The sequence below is a fragment of the Burkholderia sp. Bp8963 genome, assembly GCF_003854275.1.
In the GTDB taxonomy this organism is placed as follows: domain Bacteria; phylum Pseudomonadota; class Gammaproteobacteria; order Burkholderiales; family Burkholderiaceae; genus Burkholderia.
The window spans coordinates 1-16,812 of record NZ_QTQP01000075.1; the positions used below are offsets into that span (position 1 = coordinate 1).

The window sequence follows — 16,812 nt, forward strand, 5'->3', positions numbered from 1 at the left end:
AGTGGGCGTTGGGAGCCGCTGCCGGGCATGGGTTCACTCGACGAAATGGCCGATGTGATCGTCACGCTCCTGCAGCCATATTTACAGCCCGATAATTATTAAACTTATTTGAGGGATGTTGTACTAGTCAGTCGCCCACACATTCTCTTCATCCGGGACTTGAAACCGCCTGAATCACTGTATATATTTACAGTGCTTTTGACCATATGACCCGATTTCCGTCACTTTCGACGGACGGACCTTGTGAGGCGACCATGTTCCAGTCATCCGCTTTCGATCCCGAGCAACCCGGCTTCAATCCCGCCCACTTCGAGCGCGCCGCGCAGCGGGCGGTCGTCGACCTGCAGCGCGTCGTCGGCGCTCCCGCCCAGCGGGCGCTCGGCCTGCGCCGACGCACGCACCCGGCCGCGGTGCGCACGATGAGCTGGCAAGCGCTGCTCGACGTCGAGGAACTGGCATTCTCCAATACCGGATTTCTGAACCGGAACGATCCGATGGTAATCGACGCGTTCATCCGGCTGCGCGACAGCCGTCTGCTGGCCGCGGACGTCGAAGAGCCGGTCGACTGGCGCCGCGACGACGACGACCTGCCGGCCGTCTATCTGATCGTGAAGGCGATGCTCGACGCGGAAGCGGCGGAGCAGGCCGAAGCCGCCTGAGCGAAGCGCGGCGGAACCGCGGCGCACGCGTTACAACCGCGCCGCCAGCCGCGCGCCCTGGTCGATCGCACGCTTCGCATCGAGTTCGGTGGCCAGCTCGGCGCCGCCGATCAGGTGCACGGAGCGCCCCGCCGCCTGCAGCGGCTCGACCAACGCGCGCTGCGGTTCCTGGCCCGCGCACAGCACGATCGTGTCGACCTCGATCAGCTCGGGATCGCTGCGCTTCTCGCCATACGACACGTGCAGCCCGCGCGCATCGATCCGCTCGTAGTTCACGCCGCCGATCATCTTCACCTGCTTCATCTTCAGCGTCGCGCGGTGAATCCACCCGGTCGTCTTGCCGAGCCCCTTGCCGAGCGGCGCGGCCTTGCGCTGCAGCAGCGTCACCTCGCGGGCCGGCGGCGTCGCCTGCGCGCGCGTCACGCCACCGCGCGTCGCGGCCGGATCGGTCACGCCCCATTCCGCCTTCCATTCGTCGAGATCGAGCGCCGGCGACACACCATCCTGCACGAGGAATTCCGCGACGTCGAAGCCGATCCCGCCCGCGCCGACCACCGCGACCCGCTTGCCGACCGGCCGCTTGCCCGCGAGCACGTCGATATAGCTGAGCACGTTCGGCCCGTCCTGACCGGGAATCTTCGGGTCGCGCGGCGACACGCCGGTCGCGAGCACGATCTCGTCGTAGCCACCCGCGATCAGGTCGCTCGCGTCGACGCGCCGGTTCAGGTGGAGCTTCACGCCGGTCAGTTCGACCTGGCGGCCGAAATAGCGTAGCGCTTCATGGAATTCTTCCTTGCCGGGAATCTGCTTCGCCATGTTGAACTGGCCGCCGATCCCGGATGCCCCGTCGAACAGGTCGACGTGATGGCCGCGCTGCGCGAGCACGGTCGAGCATGCGAGCCCGGCCGGCCCCGCGCCGACCACCGCGATGCGCTTCGGTTGCTGCGCCGGCGCGTACGTCAGTTCCGTCTCGTGGCACGCGCGCGGGTTCAGCAGGCACGACGCGATCCGGTTCTTGAACGCATGATCCAGACACGCCTGGTTGCAGCCGATGCAGGTATTGATCTCGTCCGCGCGGCCCTGCGCGGCCTTGATCACGAATTCGGCGTCGGCGAGCAGCGGACGCGCCATCGACACCATGTCCGCGCAGCCGTCCGCGAGAATCTGTTCGGCGACTTCAGGCCGGTTGATCCGGTTCGTCGTCACGAGCGGAATGCCGACCTCGCCCTTCATCTTCTTCGTCACCCACGCGAACGCGCCGCGCGGCACCGACGTCGCGATCGTCGGCACGCGCGCCTCGTGCCAGCCGATCCCCGTGTTGATGATCGTCGCCCCAGCGCGCTCGACGGCCTTCGCGAGCTGCACGGTTTCGTTCCAGTCGCTGCCGTCCGGGATCAGGTCGAGCATCGACAGCCGGTAGATCAGGATGAAATCGCGGCCGACCGCCTCGCGCGTGCGCTCGATGATCTCGATCGGCAGGCGGATGCGGTTTTCATACGTGCCGCCCCATTGGTCGGTGCGCTTGTTGGTATGCAGCGAGATGAACTGGTTGATCAGGTAGCCCTCGGAGCCCATGATCTCGACGCCGTCATAGCCGGCCTCGCGCGCGAGCTGCGCACAGCGCACGAACGCGCGAATCTGCCGCTCGATGCCGCGCGCGCTCAGCTCGTGCGGCGTGAATGGCGAGATCGGCGACTTGATCTTCGACGGTGCGACTGCGAACGGGTGGTAACCGTAGCGGCCTGTATGCAGGATCTGCAACGCGATCTTGCCGTCCTCCGCGTGCACGGCGCGGGGAATCGTGCGGTGCCGACGCGCAGCCGCGGACGTCATCAGCGTGCCGCCGAACGGCTTGGTCCAGCCGGCCACGTTCGGTGCGAAGCCGCCGGTGACCATCAGGCCGACGCCGCCGCGCGCGCGTTCGGCGAAATACTCGGCGAGCCGCGGCAGCGTCTTGCGGCTGTCCTCGAGGCCCGTGTGCATCGAGCCCATCAGCACGCGGTTCTTCAGCGTCGTGAAGCCCAGATCGAGCGGCGCGAGCAGGTGGGGGAAAGTTGTCGTCATGATGGTCCTGCCGGTAAGCGATACGCGTCATCGTAGGCCGCGCGCTGCCTTGAACGTGAGGGGGCAAACAGCCATAATGCTTGTCATTTCCGGCCAAAACGACATGACCTCCCCGCCTCGTAAGGACCGCCTCGGCCTGCGCAGGCCGACGATTCCGGTCGCCTATACGCGCCTGCTGCTGCAGGCGCTGGCCGCGCGCGGCGTCGACCTGGCCGCGGTGCGGGCGGGCACCGGCCTGCGCGACGCGGTGCTGGCCGAACCCGATGCACGCATCGCGCCGTCGCAGTGGGGGCGGCTCGTGCTCAACGCGATCGAGGTCGGCGGCGATCCGGGCATCGGGCTTGCGTTCGGGCTGCAGTTGAAGCCGACCGTGCACGGCTTTCTCGGCTATGCGACGCTGACCGCGCGGGACATCCGCGAAGCGCTGCAGGTCACGCACCGCTACTTCCGGATGCGCAACCGCCAATACCGTCTGACCTACGACGAGGACGCACGCGGCGCGACGCTCGAACTGCACGGCGTGCAGGCGAGCCCGGTGCTGCAGCATCACGTGATGTTCGAATTCGTGCTGACGGGGCTCGCGCAGAATATCTCGCAGTGGTCCGGGCGCGCATCGCCGGCCATCTCGCTGCGGTTCGCATGGCCGGAGCCGGCCTATTTCGCGCGTTATCGCGACCAGTTGCCGCCCGTGGAATTCGGTTGCGTCGCCAATGCGCTATGGATCGCGCACGACGTGCTCGACTGGCCGCTGCCGCTCGCCGACGAAGTCGCGCACCGGCAGGCGCTCGTGCAGGTCGAGCGTGAATATGCGCAGGTGCGTCAGGACGAAGGCGATCTCGTCGAGCGCGTGCGCGCGGAGCTGGCGCGCACAGCGGGCGCGTATCCGGGGCCGGAAACGCTCGCCGATGCGCTGCTCGTGTCGACGCGCACGCTGCGGCGCCGTCTGGAGGAAGCCGGTTCGAGCTATCGGCAGTTGCTCGACGAAGCGCGGTTCCGGGACGCAACGCAGTTACTCGCGGCGTCGGATCTCGATCTGAAGACGATCGCCGAGCGGCTGCAATTCACCGATCCGGCGAACTTCACGCGTGCGTTCCGGCGCTGGGCCGGGCAGACGCCGAGTGCCTATCGGGAAGCGGCCGCCGCAGTCACGGGGCCAGCGGCCGCCGGGGGCTCGGTTCCCGAATGACGCGGGACGGTCTTGGCCGAACTCCTAGCGATGCGGATTCTCATCCCGCTCGCGATTGACACCCATGCGCGGTTCAACGCGCACCCGGGCATTCTGCGGACGAAGGGAGAACCAGCCTTGCGGCGTCACCGGCCCCACAATCGTGATGTCCCAGTGCTCGATCCAGTAAGCCAGCGATACAGCCAGGTCCATCATCGCCATTCCGGTACCGGGGCAAGCTCGATCACCGACGCCAAATGGGAAATACGCACCCTGCGGCCAGGTCGCGGCTTCCAGGAATCGCTCGGGCCGGAACGCATCGGGCTCGGGAAACCAACGCGCGTCGCGATGCGTGATCCAGCTGGAAATCATCACGATATCGCCGCGCGCGAGCGATGTTCCCGACACGGTCATCGCGCGCGATAGCCGGCGCGGCACCAGCGCATAAGCCGGCGGGTACAGGCGCAGGGTTTCCTGAATCACGGCGCGCAGCAACGGAGCCCGACGCAGGTCCTGCAGTTGCTTCACGTCGGACCAGTCGATCGTCGCGAGTTCCTTGCGTAGCGCGGCCAGCACCTCGGGATGCTGGGCCAGCAGCAGTTGCGCCCAAGCCAGCGTTGCGCCGGTGGCCTGGTGCGAGGCCATCAGCAGCGTGGCGAGATCGTCGCGATGCATGACCACCGGGCGTTGCGATTCCTTTGCTACCTGCTCGATCTGCGAACGCATCACGCGGAGAGCCCAACGCTTGCGCGGGCAAAGCTTGCCGGGAAACCAGTGACCAAGCGGAAGCCCCGTGCTGACTTCGAGCAGTGCGACGCGCGACAGGATACGCACGGCTTTCGCGATGGATACCGCGTTCGGACCAAGATTGATATCGAACAATGCATGGCCGGCCAGCGTGACGCTGTAGGCGGCCATTTCCAGATCCAGATCGATCACCTGGCCCGGCACGATATGCGCCGACCAGTGTCGGGCGATGCGCTGAATCTCCGGTACCGCAGGCGACTGAATATGCGGGCGCACCGTCTTGCGCTGACGACGTGCCGCTTCGCCTTCCTTCATCATGAAACTGGTGCCGTTCCACTGACGCATGATGCACAGGCTGGGTTCCCAGCGTTGCAGGTCGGCACGATGGGTGACCATCAGTTCATGGATCGCGTCGGGATGAAACAGACACCAGAGCCGCTTCGGCCCCATCCGCAGGCTCGCGAGATCGGGCGAGGCTCGATGCGTGTCGGCCAGCCACTTCAAAGGATCGCGCTGAATTTCCAGCCAGTTGTTCAGGCCGGTATCCGGGAGCTGCCAGTATTTGCGGCGGAAGGCCAGACGCTTGCGGATCGGGCAGGTCGTTACGGTTGAGGTGTCGTTGCTCATTCGACCGGTCCAGCGGAGGCGTTGTTGGATTTGTTAGCCGCCTCAATGGGACCGTGGGCGGGACGGTGGGAGGGGCGCCGCCAATTGTATTACAAAAGATTTGAGCAGCATGTCGCGGGGGCTACAGGCCAGATGACCAGGACTTGTCAGGCTCGCGAACACGATCTCGACGCAACGTGCATGACGCGCCCGTCTAGCGCTTCCCCGTCAAACTGAACAGCTCGTCGCGCAGCACCTTCGCGCGACCCTCACCGAACTGCGTCTCGAACTCGTCCTGCGCAGCCTGCCATGCGCGCTTCGCTTGACCGAACGTGCGCACGCCCTGTTTCGTCAGGTTCAGCGCATGCGCGCGCGTGTCGCGCTCGGATACGCCCGTCGCGACGAGCCCGTCGCGCTGCAGCGGCTTGAGCGCGCGCAGCAGCGTCGTGCGGTCCATCACCAGCGCGTCGGCGAGTTCGCTCATCATCACATCCGGCCGGCTCGACAGGATCGCCATGATCGAGAACTGCGCCGGCGTCACGCCGTGCGGGCTCAAGTGGCGTTCGTAGATTTGCGTGACGAACCGCGTCGCCTGACGCAGCGCGAAGCAATTGCACGCACCACCAATCTGAATATCGTCCATGAACGGCAATTTATATGTGCATATGCATAAAGTCAACGTATACTCCGCCGTATCGACTGGCCGCGGCCGGGCGGATCGCTGCATGCGTCCGGGGCCGGATCATCGCGCGCCGTCGACGGCCACCCTACTCCCCCGCCCCGCGTTCGAACCCGAGGACACGCACATGGACTACATCGACAAGCTGCGGCTTTTCCGGTCGGTGGTGGAGCAGCGCAGCTTCACCCGCGCCGCCGACATCCACGGTCTCGCGCGCCCGGTCGTGTCGCGCGCAATCGCCGACCTCGAAGCGCGTTTCGGCAGCCGCCTGCTGCACCGGACGACGCGGCAGGTCACGCTCACCGAAACGGCCGAGCGGATCTACGAACGCTGCGCGGCGTTGCTCGACGAACTCGACTCGCTCGAAGCGGAGGCCATCACGCACACGCGCGAGCCGGACGGCCTGCTGCGGCTCGTCGCGCATACGACCGTCGCGCTGAACCGGCTCGTGCCGCTGATCGCGGGCTTCAAGGCCACCTATCCGAAAGTCCGCCTCGACGTCACGCTGACCGAGCGCCCGGTCGATCTAGTAGGCGAAGGTTACGACATCGGCATCGTCGTGCCGTACATGCTGACCACCGAATCGACCGTCGTGCGGCTGCTCGAACGGATCCCCGTCGTGATCGTCGCGACGCCCGACTACCTGCGCACGCACAGCCGCCCGGACACGCCGGCCGAGCTGGCCGACCATCTGTTCGTGCCGCTGTCGCCGTCGCTGAGGCGCGCGGCGCTCGCGTTCCGCATCGACGGCGACACGCTGACCGTGCCGTACCGCTGCGACGTATCGTCGAACAGCCCCGTCTTCAACCGCGAGATGGTGCTGCGCCATTTCGGGATCGGCGTCGTGCCGAGGGCGCTCGTCGAACGGGAGCTGGCGTCGGGCACGCTCGTGCAATTGCTCGCGGACGCCGATCTCGTCGACGCGTTCGTCGAGATCAAGCTCGCGTATGCGAACCGCGCGCTGCTGCCGGCGAAGGTCCAGGCGTTCATCGACTATGCGGTCGCGTATGAGGAACACGTGGACACCGCGGAGATCGTTGCCGCGCCGCTTGATGCCGTTGTGCGCGGCGCTGACGATCGATAGCCGGGCTCGGTGCGGTGCGGTGCGGTACTGTGCGGTGCGGCCCGCGCCGGCGCAGCGCGAATTCAGCGCTCGCCTGCCGCCTACCCGAGCGATCGCCCGATCGCCGCGGCGAGGCCCGACGGGTTCTCCCAGGCCATCAGATGGCTTGCGCACGGCGAGCTTCCGAGCTCGGCCAGGACGCGACGTTCGCGCGTTAACTCCCGCGCCGATCAAGCCGCGCGATCACCTCATCCGATGTCGTGACTTCAGCGTATTCGCCGTCGAGTATCGCCAGCGTCAGGTCGTGGACAGTCGCCGCATCCCAGGATTTCCCGTCCTTTCCGACCACCGGCACGGCTGTCGTGGCGTCTGACGGCAAGATGATGCTGAATCCGAGCGCCTTGCCGACGCGAACCGTTGCATCCATGCTGTTGTGGACAACCACACCCGTCAGCACCAGATGACCGGCCCCCATGCCGCGAAGAACGCGCTCAAGATCGGTGCCGATGAACGCGCAGTTTTGATTTTTGATGATGACGGGCTCTCCCGTGAGCGGCGCGACTTCTTTCTTGATGGCGTTCCACGGGCCGTGAGTGTGATAGCTCGATGTCGGCGTCGGCTCGTCATGCTTGATGTGAAGAACCGGCCAACGATTCCGTCGCCAGTGTGCCAAAAGACGCTCGATCACCGCCAAATAGCCGGGATTGTTCTTCCCATTCCAGTTCGGCCGGTCGATGGCGTCTTGAACATCGAGGATGACAAGGGGAATAGCGCGAGGCTGAGCATTCATATGTCGGTTGGCGAGGCATTCGCTGGTAAAAGAAATCCGATCTGCTGACGCAGATTCGCGCGCTTGATGGTCGATGCTACAGCATTGAGCTTGGCTTGCGAATGCGCGTGCAGCGCATCCACTTTCCCATATGGACGGTTGCCGGAACGTCGGCGCGCCCTGGCGGACCGGGCGGCGGACCGGAGGCCGCCGCCCGTTGTGCTCACTGCAGCCCTGAGATTTGGCGGGTGAATTCGGCCGTTACATTGTGACCCGTGGCGATGCCGAACACCGGGTACACAGTCGCCGGCCCGCTAGCGGTCAGGCCCATGTAATCGCCGAGGAAATGACCACGCGCCACGGGAGCGTCAAGTATGTTGAACGAGGCGTTGGTCAGTCGCTGCTCGTTGCCCCAGTTGACGGGCTTCGTGCATCCGGCAGAGGTCGAGCAGAAGAGCGCGAAATAGTCGGTGCCCTCGAAGCCGACAGGCGTGTTCTTGTCGTTACGAAAGTCGTAGTACGTCACCACGACGGTCTTGCCGTCGCCCGACGCCACCACCGCCGGGATGAAAGCCTGCTGCCGGCACGGGTTCGCGGCATTCGTCGGCGTCTTGTTGATCATCATCGGCATCGACCAGGTGGCCCCGCCGTCGTCCGATTCGCTGAAAGCGATCCCGTCGATCGGGATCGAGCCAGTAGGCGTGGTGCAGGTGGCTGTCGAAAAACGATCGTCCTGCCACGCGAGATAGATTGCCCCATTGACCGGGTTCACAGCGACGCTATAGAGAATGGCGGCATCGCGGATCCGCTGGCCGGAGTCCGGCGTGACTACACCGACCACCTGAATATCGCTGGCGAACGCCGGCCCCGTCCAGTTTCCGCCCTTGTCCGTGGACTTGATGTAGCCGATGTTGAGAACCTGCGGTGTCACGTTGATTGCCGTGAAGAAATCGAGCAGGGTGCCATCGGGCAATGCGCGGACGATATTGTCGATCGTCTGTTTGTTCGTCCCCGGCTGGTAGATCGGGGCGGCCGTGCTCCACGTCACGCCATTGTCGATGGATCGCGAGAAGAAGGTCGGGCCGGTAAAGTTGAACTTGAAGGACGGGGCGCCGCCCTTGCACGGCGGACTCGTGAACGGCTCGCATACCGCAGATGCGCCCGCCGTGGAATTGAGCAATTGGCGCGCGATCGCGACGCCATCGTTGCCCGCGAGCAGCTGTGCAGCGTCTTTGCTCGGCGGGAAAACGCTCAGCTGATCCCACACCGCGTAGACGTAGCCGTTCGCGGTCGGATCGGCGGTGAGCGAGTTCTTGTCATTCAGCACGTGCGACGAGCTGTTGTGGATCAACTCGACGGGAGCCTGCCACGTTGCGCCGTGATCGACGGAGCGGCTGACCAGCATCCCGCTGCTTCGTGCACCGAATGGCGTCGTCGGCTGCATGGGGTCCAGCACCAGCGAGAAGAAGAAGGCCGTGCCGTCCTGCGCAAAGTCGACCCAGGGATCGGAGGCGCGGCGGAATTTGCCGCCGGTGCACTCGGTCACGCCGGTCGGGATCGAATTGGCCCAGCTGCTGCCCGCATCGCCGGAGACGACGCCGACGAGGCCGCGCGAGCCGCCGTCGCTCCAGCGGTCCTGCTGGTGGCCGGCGAGAAGGCGGGATGCGTTGGTCGGATCGGCCGCCACCCATGGCTCGATCGACGTGGCGGGATAAAGGACGCTCCCGAGCGAGGTCTCTTGCGCATGCACCTGGTCGGCGGTGCATCCGCTGAATGGGTCGCCCGCGGCCACCTGGACGAGTGGGCCGAGCACTTGCGCCTGCACGCCCGGCCCGAGCGTGGATGCGAGCGCGATGACGCCGCCGGCCGCGAGTCGCTGGGAAACGGAACGGGACAGGCATCTGCAGATGGAATTCATCTTGTACCTCCGATAAGCGGTATGACGCCTTTGCACGGCCGGCCGCACATCGCCGGCACTCCGCCTCTCGCACGTGAAAGCGATATGCGAAAGGACTTGCCCCCGGGTAAACCCAATGTCAGCAACAACGACATTCAGTCGCAAACCCGTCTCACGCGGCGCGCGCGATCAGTCTCGCTTGATACGTCCGAAGTGGCGGGAGATATCCCCGACGACTGACAACCTCAGACCTTGCCGGGAGATTGGGCGCGAAGCCGCGGATGCACGTGCTGCTTCATTCTTGATGTGATGCGCAGCCGCACGATTCGAGACCACTTCCAGATGGAACATGGTGAGCGTCATGTCCAACGGCACCTGGCCGAGCATGGCGGCGACGTCCGCCGTGCGCTGCAGGGCGGATTCGAAAATGTCGATGGTCAAGACTCCTGACTGAAGCCCGTGTCACGATGGACATCGATCCTCAAGCGACGAACTTTCGCGTCGCTATGCGCAGGCATCGCCACACTGACGCGGCGGCCTGCAGCTTGCCCGAGGCAGCCCGGATCGAGAGCCCTTTTACAACCGTTCTGGTTACCCGTGCAGTGTCTAACGTGGCCGAGAAAAGACAGTACCTAGCATATGCCGGGAAGCGCGGAAACGTACATGATCGAACATGTACGTATATTCAGCTTTACGGGCAGAAGCACCGGCAGCAGGTGGTAGCGATATCGTCGAACCCGTCGCTTTTGAGAGAAGAAGACAGCGCATCGAATGGCTGACCGGTATTGGACGAGCCGGCGACATCGCGACGGACAATTCAGCAGAAAGTATGTCGGGCGCGGTAGAGCTGGCGCGGTAGAGCTGGCGCGGTAGAGCTGGCCCGGGATCTCCATGTGGCCCGACTATTTCGGGATCGCCCGATTGGTACGCCCGCTGCACCAATCTGATCTAGTCCCGCGCATCGCTTCGCCTCACCGTGCCCACTAGCATGTGCACATGCACAAGTACACGCTCACCGATGATGACTGTTTCGCCGTGCGGCAAGCCGCACGCCGGATCTCGCAATTTTACGAGCGTTACCTGTCGCACGCGGGCGTCACCGCGTCGCAGTACAGCATCCTCGCGTTGCTGCGCGACCGTCCGGGCCTGACGATGGCGGCTTTATCGGCCGTGCTGGTGATCGAACGCACCGCCCTCTTGCGCGCGCTCAAGCCGCTCGTCGGCGCGGCGCTCGTCGCGGGCCGCTACGATGGCAACGGCCGGCGGCTCACGTACGCGCTGACCGGCGAAGGCGAAACGAAGATCGCGCACGCGCACACGCACTGGCTGGCCGCGCAGGAGGCGTTCGAACGGCGCTTCGGCCCGTCGGAAGCCGCGCGCCTCAGAGACGAACTGTTCCGGATCACGCACAACATTCCGGAGCGCTGAAGCAATCCCCCGATCGGCGCGTCGCGTCGATCGTTTCAATAAGTGCATATACATAGGTGAATCGATGGATACGACCCAGACTTCCGTTTCCCGAGAGGCGGCTCCCGTCGAGCACGCCGTGCGGCAACGCCGCCGCGTGCCGTGGATGGGGGTTGCCGTGCTGGCCGTGGTCGCGGTGGTCGCGTCCGCGGCGCTGTATTGGGATCTCGTGCTGCGCTTCGAGCAAAGCACCGACGATGCGTACGTCGGCGGCAACGTCACGGTGCTCGCGCCGAAGGTGAACGGCTTCGTCGACGAGATCCTCGTGACCGACAACCAGCGCGTGAAGGCCGGCGACGTGCTGGTCCGGCTCGACGCGCGCGACTACGACGCGAAGCTCGCACAGGCGACAGCGGAAGTCGACAGCGCGCGCGCCGCGGTGGCCGAGCTCGACGCGAAACAGCAGCTGCAATACGCGGTGATCGGCCAGAACACGGCGGAGAAAAGCGCGTCGGCGGCCGAACTGACCCGCGCGGCGTCCGACAGGGTGCGTTACCGCGAACTCGTGAAGTCCGACGCGGTGTCGAACCAGATCGTCGAGCGCGCCGACGCCGATTATTCGAAGGCGAGCGCGGCAGTCGAGCGCAGCGATGCCGCGCTGCTCGCCGCGAAACGGCAGCTCGACGTGCTCGGCGCGCAGCTCGTCGACGCGCGGGCGCGTGTGAACACCGCGCTCGCCGCGCAGAAAGTCGCGGCGCTCAATGTCGAATACACGACGATCCGCTCGCCCGTCGACGGCTACGTCGGCAACCGCACGGGCCGGGTCGGGATGCTCGCGAACGTCGGCGTGTCGCTGCTGACGATCGTGCCCGCGCAGGGCCTGTGGATCGATGCGAACTTCAAGGAAGACCAGTTGAAGAAGATGCGCGCGGGCGATCGCGTCGACGTATCGCTCGACGCATCGAGCGTGACCCTGCACGGCCGCGTCGACAGTCTCGCGCCCGCGACCGGCGCGACCTTCAGCGTGCTGCCGCCCGAGAACGCAACCGGCAACTTCACGAAGATCGTGCAGCGCGTGCCGGTGCGCGTGCATCTCGATCCGCAGCCGGGCCTCGAAAACGTGTTGCGCCCGGGCCTGTCCGCGGTCGTGACCGTGCATACCGATCGCAAGAACTGACGCGGAGCCGACGATGACCACCGCTTTCTCCGGCGACCCCGCGTCGCAACCGATGAAGCAGCGCGTGTTCGCGTTCGCGCTGATGTGCGTCGGGTTCTTCATGGCGACGCTCGACATCCAGATCGTCGCATCGTCGCTGCGCGACATCGGCGGCGGGCTGTCCGCGAGCCAGGACGAGCTGTCCTGGGTGCAGACCGCGTACCTGATCGCGGAAATCATCGTGATCCCGATGTCGGGCTGGCTGTCGAAAGTGCTGTCGACGCGCTGGCTGTTCGTCGCGTCGGCGGTCGGCTTCACGATCACGAGCATGCTGTGCGGCCTCGCGTGGGACATCAACTCGATGATCCTGTTTCGCGGGATGCAGGGCGCGCTCGGCGCCGCGATGATCCCGACCGTGTTCACCACCGCGTTCGTGCTGTTCCCCGGCAAGCAGCGGCTCGTCGCGTCAACGACGATCGGCGCGCTCGCGTCGCTCGCCCCCGCGATCGGGCCCGTGATCGGCGGCTGGATCACCGACCAGTGGTCGTGGCACTGGCTGTTCTACCTGAACCTCGTGCCCGGCATCGTCGTCGCCGCGCTGGTGCCGCGTTACGTGCATATCGACACGCCCGATCTCGGCCTGCTCAAGCGCGGCGACTATCTCGGCATCGTGCTGATGTCCGGCTTCCTCGGCTGCCTCGAATACGTGCTCGAAGAAGGCCCGCGCAAGAACTGGTTCAGCGATCACGTGATCGTCGCGTGCGCGTGGATCTCCGGGATCTGCGGCTTCCTGTTCATCGTGCACGCGCTGACCGCGAAGGATCCGATCGTCGATCTGCGCGCGCTCGCGGTCCGCAACTTCGGGATCGGCAGCCTGCTGTCGTTCGTGACGGGCATCGGGATCTTCGTGACGGTGTTTCTCACGCCACTGTTCCTCGCGCAGGTGCGCGGCTTCAATTCGCTGCAGATCGGTGTCGCGCTGCTGTCGGTCGGCGCGTTCCAGATGCTCGCGCTCGGCGCGTATGCGATCGCCGCGCGCTTCGTCAGCATGCGCGCGCTGCTCGTGTTCGGGCTCGTCTGCTTCGGCCTCGGCTGCTACCTGTACACGCCGATCACGCACGACTGGGGCTGGCAGGAACTGCTGCTGCCGCAGGCGCTGCGCGGGATCGGCCAGCAGTTCAGCGTGCCGCCGATCGTCACGATGTCGCTCGGCTCGCTGCCGCAGTCGCGGCTCAAATCCGCAAGCGGCCTGTTCAACCTGATGCGCAACCTCGGCGGCGCGATCGGCATTGCGGTCAGCGCAACGATGCTCAACGACCGGCTGAATTTCCATTACCTGCGGCTGAACGAGCACGTGACGGCCGGCCAGCCGCAGATCGAGTCGCTGCTCGACCAGCAGGCCGCGCACTGGCTGACCGTCGCCGGCGACACGCTGAACGCCGCGCAGGCCGGGCTCGCGAACCTGCATCACCTCATCTATCGCGAAGCGCTGACGCTCACCTATGCCGATGCGTTCTATGCGCTGTCGCTGTGTTTCGTCGTCGCGCTGGTCGCGGTGATGTTCTCCAAACCCATTTCGTTGAGCGCGCCGCCGCCGGACGCGCACTGAGAGATCGCCATGAAGAAGCTTCTTGTCGCCATCGCCGTCAGCGTGTTCGCCGCCGGTTGCGCGGTGCAGCCCGCGCAGCATCCCGCGCTGCACGAGTCGGTCGAATCGCTCGCGCTGGCTGCGTGGGACACCGACGTGCCGCATGCCGGTGCCGACGCCGCCACATGGTGGGCGCAATTCCGCGACCCCGTGCTCGACCAGCTGATCGCGACCGTGCTCGATGGAAACCTCGATTTGCAGGCCGCCGCTGAACGCGTGAAACAGGCGCAGGCGCTGACGGTGCAGAAACGCTCGGTGCTGCTGCCCGAACTCGATGCGACCGCGCACGCGTCCGACGCGCGCAAGAACACGCCGCCGCCGCTCGGCTACGTGAAGGAGGCCGGCGCGGGCCTCGTGCTCAGCTGGTCGCCCGACGTGTTCGGCGGCGAACGGCTCGACCTGCTCGCCGCGCAGTCCGAACTCGTCGGGCAGAAACACGCGGAGGACGCGATGCGGCTCGCGCTCGCGGCGGACACCGCGTCCGCGTATGTCGACCTGAGGTGGGCGCAGCAGGAGCTGCGGATCCTGCAGGACAACGCGAAGATCCGTGAGCGTGCGCTCGACCTTACGCACAAGCGGCAGGCATTCGGGCTGTCGACCGAACTCGACGTCGCGCGCGCGCAGAACCAGCTCGACGCGCTCGAAGCGCGCATCCCGCCGACGCAGGCGCAGATCGCGCATCAGTTGAACCTGATCGCCGTGTATTCGGGCCGCACGCCCGAGTCGGTCGACCGTCTCGTGCTCGCGCAGGCCGGCGACATTCCAGCGCCGCCGGACGGCACGCCGCAGACGCTGCCGTCGCAGGCGCTGCTGCGCCGACCCGACGTGCTGACCGCGTACGCGCAGGTCGAGCGCCGCGCGGCGCAGGTCGGCGTCGCGAAGGCCGAACGCTATCCGAAGTTCTCGCTGAACCTGACGGACGGCATCCTCGCCGCGTCGTACCTCGGGCTGCCGACACTGACCGATAACCTGTTCAGCGCGGCGCTGAGCGCGACGAGCCCGATTTTCAACGCGGGGCGCATCACCGCCGACATCGCGCAGAGCGAAAGCCGGATGCGTGAATCGGAACTCGGGTTGCGGCAGACGATGCTGCAGGCGCTGCGCGAAGTCGAGGACTCGCGCGCGAATCTCGTCAGCACGACGGCGGCGACGCAACGTCTGACCAGCGCGCTCGCCGCGTCGGACAAGGCGCTCGGTCTCGCAAACCAGCTCTACAAGGGGGGCGCGACGGATTTCCTGGATGTGCTGTCCGCGCAGGAGGTGTATCTGCGCGATTCGGATGCGCTCAATCAGGTGCGCCGCGAGCATGCGCTGTCGGCGGTTGCGCTGTATCGGTCGTTGGGCGGTGGGTGGAGCAGGAATGAGACGGCGGATGACGCGAAGGCGGAAGCTGTTGCTGCGAACTGATCGATCGGGGGATTGAAGCCGCGCAGGACGCGCGGCTTGCTGATGTGCGACGGGCCGTTCCGTGCTACCGGAACGGCCCGTCATGCGCCAAGCAGGTTACCGATCCAGCGCGAGCTTCGTGCCGAGACCGAGCAGCACCGTCCCCATCACCGCATCGATTGGCTTGCGCAGCCTTGCATAGCCGGTCTGCACACGGCTCGTCGAGAACAGCACGGCCATCGTGCAGAACCACGTCAGCGACACCGCGACGACGATCGCGAGCGTCGCGCCATGCACCCACGACGGCGCGTGCGCCGGCAGCAGCGTGACGAACAGGCTACCAAAGAACGCGGCGGCCTTCGGGTTGGTCACGCCGACCAGCAGGCCTTTCCGATACGCCTGCGCGCCGCTGCGGGCCGGCGCGACGGCCGGGTCCGGCTGCTGTGCGGACTGGCGCAGCCCCCACAGCGTCTTCACGCCGAGATAGATCAGGTAAGCGGCGCCGGCGATACGGATCGCCTCGTACAGCCACGCGAGCTTCGCGACGATCAGGCCGAGCCCGAAGATCGCCATCGCCGCCCATACCGCGTGCGACGTTGCAATGCCCAACGCCGCATGCAGGCCGGCGCGGCGATTGCCGAGCGCGTGGGACGTGACCGCGATCAGGTCGGGGCCGGGGCTCACACATGCAAGAAGCATCACGCCGCCGACCGCGGCGAGTTGGGGAATGTAGCTCATGTCGATTGGGTAGGGTTGAACGATGGAGTGAATCGGCGAGCTCACACTAGCACGCCGAAATCAGGCACGTGGCGCGCCGTGCCCTTTACTGCGCCGGACGCTTCAGCTTCACCCAGCGCTGCACCGACGGCCGTTCCCACTGCGCACGCGCGTAGTCCGCGAGGCGCGGCGGCACCGGATCGTCGTTCAGCACGAGACGGTTCAGCATCACCGCGAGATCGGTGTCCGCGATGCTCCAGTCGCCGAAGAGGTTCGCCGCGCCCGGCGCGAGCAGCTTGTCGGCGGCCGCGAACAGCTTCTGCGCGGCGGCCTGCGCGAGACTCGACAGCGGCTCGCTGGACGGCCCGTAAAACAGCACCTCGGTCGAGCGTTCGGTGCGGATCGGCATCAGGTCGCTGCGCAGCCACGCCTGCACCTGCCGCGCGCGTGCATGCAGGCGGCGGTCGGCCGGATACAGCGGCGTGCCGGGGAACGCGTCGTCGAGATATTCGGTGATTGCCGACGATTCCGACAGCGCGAAGTCGTCGTGAATGAGTGTCGGCACGCGCTGCGTCAGCGACGTCGCCGCATAGTCCGGCGCGAAATGCGCGCGGTTGCCGAGATCGACCGTCACCAGCTCGAACGGCAGCGATTTTTCCTGAAGCGCGACGTAGACCGACATCGCGTACGGGCTCGTGTATTCCGAGTCCACGTAAAGACGGAGGTTCCCGTTTTGCACTGCTCTCTCCTGTTTCATTTTCATTGGGATAGGACGCGAGCGATCTGCCGCCGCGCCCGAGGAAGCTGAGGAAGCCGGGGAAGCCGGGGAAGCAAATGGCAAGTGGATGG

Annotated in this window: 16 protein-coding genes; 8 read left to right on the forward strand and 8 right to left on the reverse strand. The window is 65.9% G+C overall.

Going from position 1 to position 16,812, the window contains the following annotated elements; all coding sequences use genetic code 11:
* Positions 1-254: 254 nt before the first annotated feature.
* Positions 255-659: a DUF2471 family protein gene (locus DID96_RS34505; RefSeq protein ID WP_124603666.1), complete on the forward strand. Its 405-nt coding sequence runs from the start codon at positions 255-257 to the stop codon at positions 657-659.
* Between the two features lie 30 nt (positions 660-689).
* Here DID96_RS34505 and DID96_RS34510 read toward each other — a convergent pair whose 3' ends face one another.
* A complete protein-coding gene (locus tag DID96_RS34510; protein ID WP_124603667.1) occupies positions 690-2,723 on the reverse strand; it encodes an NADPH-dependent 2,4-dienoyl-CoA reductase in 2,034 nt (677 codons plus the stop codon).
* Between the two features lie 76 nt (positions 2,724-2,799).
* On the opposite strand from DID96_RS34510, the gene DID96_RS34515 reads away from it, so the two are divergent.
* Positions 2,800-3,909, forward strand: a complete 1,110-nt coding sequence (locus tag DID96_RS34515; RefSeq protein WP_124603668.1) for an AraC family transcriptional regulator — start codon at positions 2,800-2,802, stop codon at positions 3,907-3,909.
* 24 nt (positions 3,910-3,933) lie between these two features.
* On the opposite strand, the gene DID96_RS34520 is transcribed toward DID96_RS34515, so the two are convergent.
* Both DID96_RS34520 and DID96_RS34525 read right to left on the reverse strand, forming a co-directional pair.
* The gene (locus DID96_RS34520) at positions 3,934-5,262 is read right to left on the reverse strand and encodes a cytochrome P450 (protein WP_124603669.1); all 1,329 of its coding nucleotides are present in this window, start codon (positions 5,260-5,262) and stop codon (positions 3,934-3,936) included.
* Positions 5,263-5,455: 193 nt separating this feature from the next.
* The gene (locus DID96_RS34525) at positions 5,456-5,884 is read right to left on the reverse strand and encodes a MarR family winged helix-turn-helix transcriptional regulator (protein WP_124603670.1); all 429 of its coding nucleotides are present in this window, start codon (positions 5,882-5,884) and stop codon (positions 5,456-5,458) included.
* 163 nt (positions 5,885-6,047) lie between these two features.
* Between DID96_RS34525 and DID96_RS34530 the strand changes: the two genes are divergently transcribed.
* Complete coding sequence (locus tag DID96_RS34530; RefSeq protein ID WP_124603671.1) at positions 6,048-7,004, forward strand: LysR family transcriptional regulator; 957 nt, start codon at positions 6,048-6,050, stop codon at positions 7,002-7,004.
* 193 nt (positions 7,005-7,197) lie between these two features.
* Here the strand turns inward: DID96_RS34530 and DID96_RS34535 are convergent, their stop codons facing one another.
* From DID96_RS34535 to DID96_RS34545, 3 genes are all read right to left on the reverse strand, one after another.
* A complete protein-coding gene (locus DID96_RS34535) occupies positions 7,198-7,773 on the reverse strand; it encodes an isochorismatase family protein (protein ID WP_124603672.1) in 576 nt (191 codons plus the stop codon).
* 202 nt (positions 7,774-7,975) lie between these two features.
* On the reverse strand, positions 7,976-9,670 hold the full coding sequence (locus tag DID96_RS34540) for a sialidase family protein (RefSeq protein ID WP_124603673.1): 1,695 nt from the start codon (positions 9,668-9,670) through the stop codon (positions 7,976-7,978).
* 168 nt (positions 9,671-9,838) lie between these two features.
* On the reverse strand, positions 9,839-10,090 hold the full coding sequence (locus DID96_RS34545) for a hypothetical protein (protein ID WP_124603674.1): 252 nt from the start codon (positions 10,088-10,090) through the stop codon (positions 9,839-9,841).
* Between the two features lie 232 nt (positions 10,091-10,322).
* Here DID96_RS34545 and DID96_RS34550 point away from each other — a divergent pair, with 232 nt between their 5' ends.
* The 5 genes from DID96_RS34550 (at position 10,323) to DID96_RS34570 (ending at position 15,267) form a co-directional block, all read left to right on the forward strand.
* The gene (locus tag DID96_RS34550) at positions 10,323-10,508 is read left to right on the forward strand and encodes a hypothetical protein (protein WP_124603675.1); all 186 of its coding nucleotides are present in this window, start codon (positions 10,323-10,325) and stop codon (positions 10,506-10,508) included.
* A 137-nt stretch (positions 10,509-10,645) separates the two neighbouring features.
* Positions 10,646-11,077: a MarR family winged helix-turn-helix transcriptional regulator gene (locus DID96_RS34555; RefSeq protein ID WP_124603676.1), complete on the forward strand. Its 432-nt coding sequence runs from the start codon at positions 10,646-10,648 to the stop codon at positions 11,075-11,077.
* A 64-nt stretch (positions 11,078-11,141) separates the two neighbouring features.
* On the forward strand, positions 11,142-12,233 hold the full coding sequence (locus tag DID96_RS34560; protein ID WP_124603677.1) for an HlyD family secretion protein: 1,092 nt from the start codon (positions 11,142-11,144) through the stop codon (positions 12,231-12,233).
* Positions 12,234-12,246: 13 nt separating this feature from the next.
* Positions 12,247-13,821 carry a DHA2 family efflux MFS transporter permease subunit gene (locus tag DID96_RS34565; protein ID WP_124603678.1) on the forward strand — a complete coding sequence of 525 codons (1,575 nt, stop codon included), beginning with the start codon at positions 12,247-12,249 and terminating at the stop codon, positions 13,819-13,821.
* Positions 13,822-13,830: 9 nt separating this feature from the next.
* Entirely contained in the window at positions 13,831-15,267 is a 1,437-nt protein-coding gene (locus DID96_RS34570) for an efflux transporter outer membrane subunit (RefSeq protein ID WP_124603679.1), read from the forward strand.
* 96 nt (positions 15,268-15,363) lie between these two features.
* On the opposite strand, the gene DID96_RS34575 is transcribed toward DID96_RS34570, so the two are convergent.
* Together DID96_RS34575 and yfcF are read right to left on the reverse strand one after the other, a co-directional pair.
* Positions 15,364-15,984 (reverse strand): LysE family translocator, encoded by a 621-nt coding sequence (locus tag DID96_RS34575; protein WP_124603680.1) that lies wholly within the window; start codon positions 15,982-15,984, stop codon positions 15,364-15,366.
* A gap of 85 nt (positions 15,985-16,069) precedes the next feature.
* Positions 16,070-16,702, reverse strand: a complete 633-nt coding sequence (gene yfcF, locus DID96_RS34580) for a glutathione transferase (RefSeq protein WP_124603681.1) — start codon at positions 16,700-16,702, stop codon at positions 16,070-16,072.
* Between the last annotated feature and the right edge of the window lie 110 nt (positions 16,703-16,812).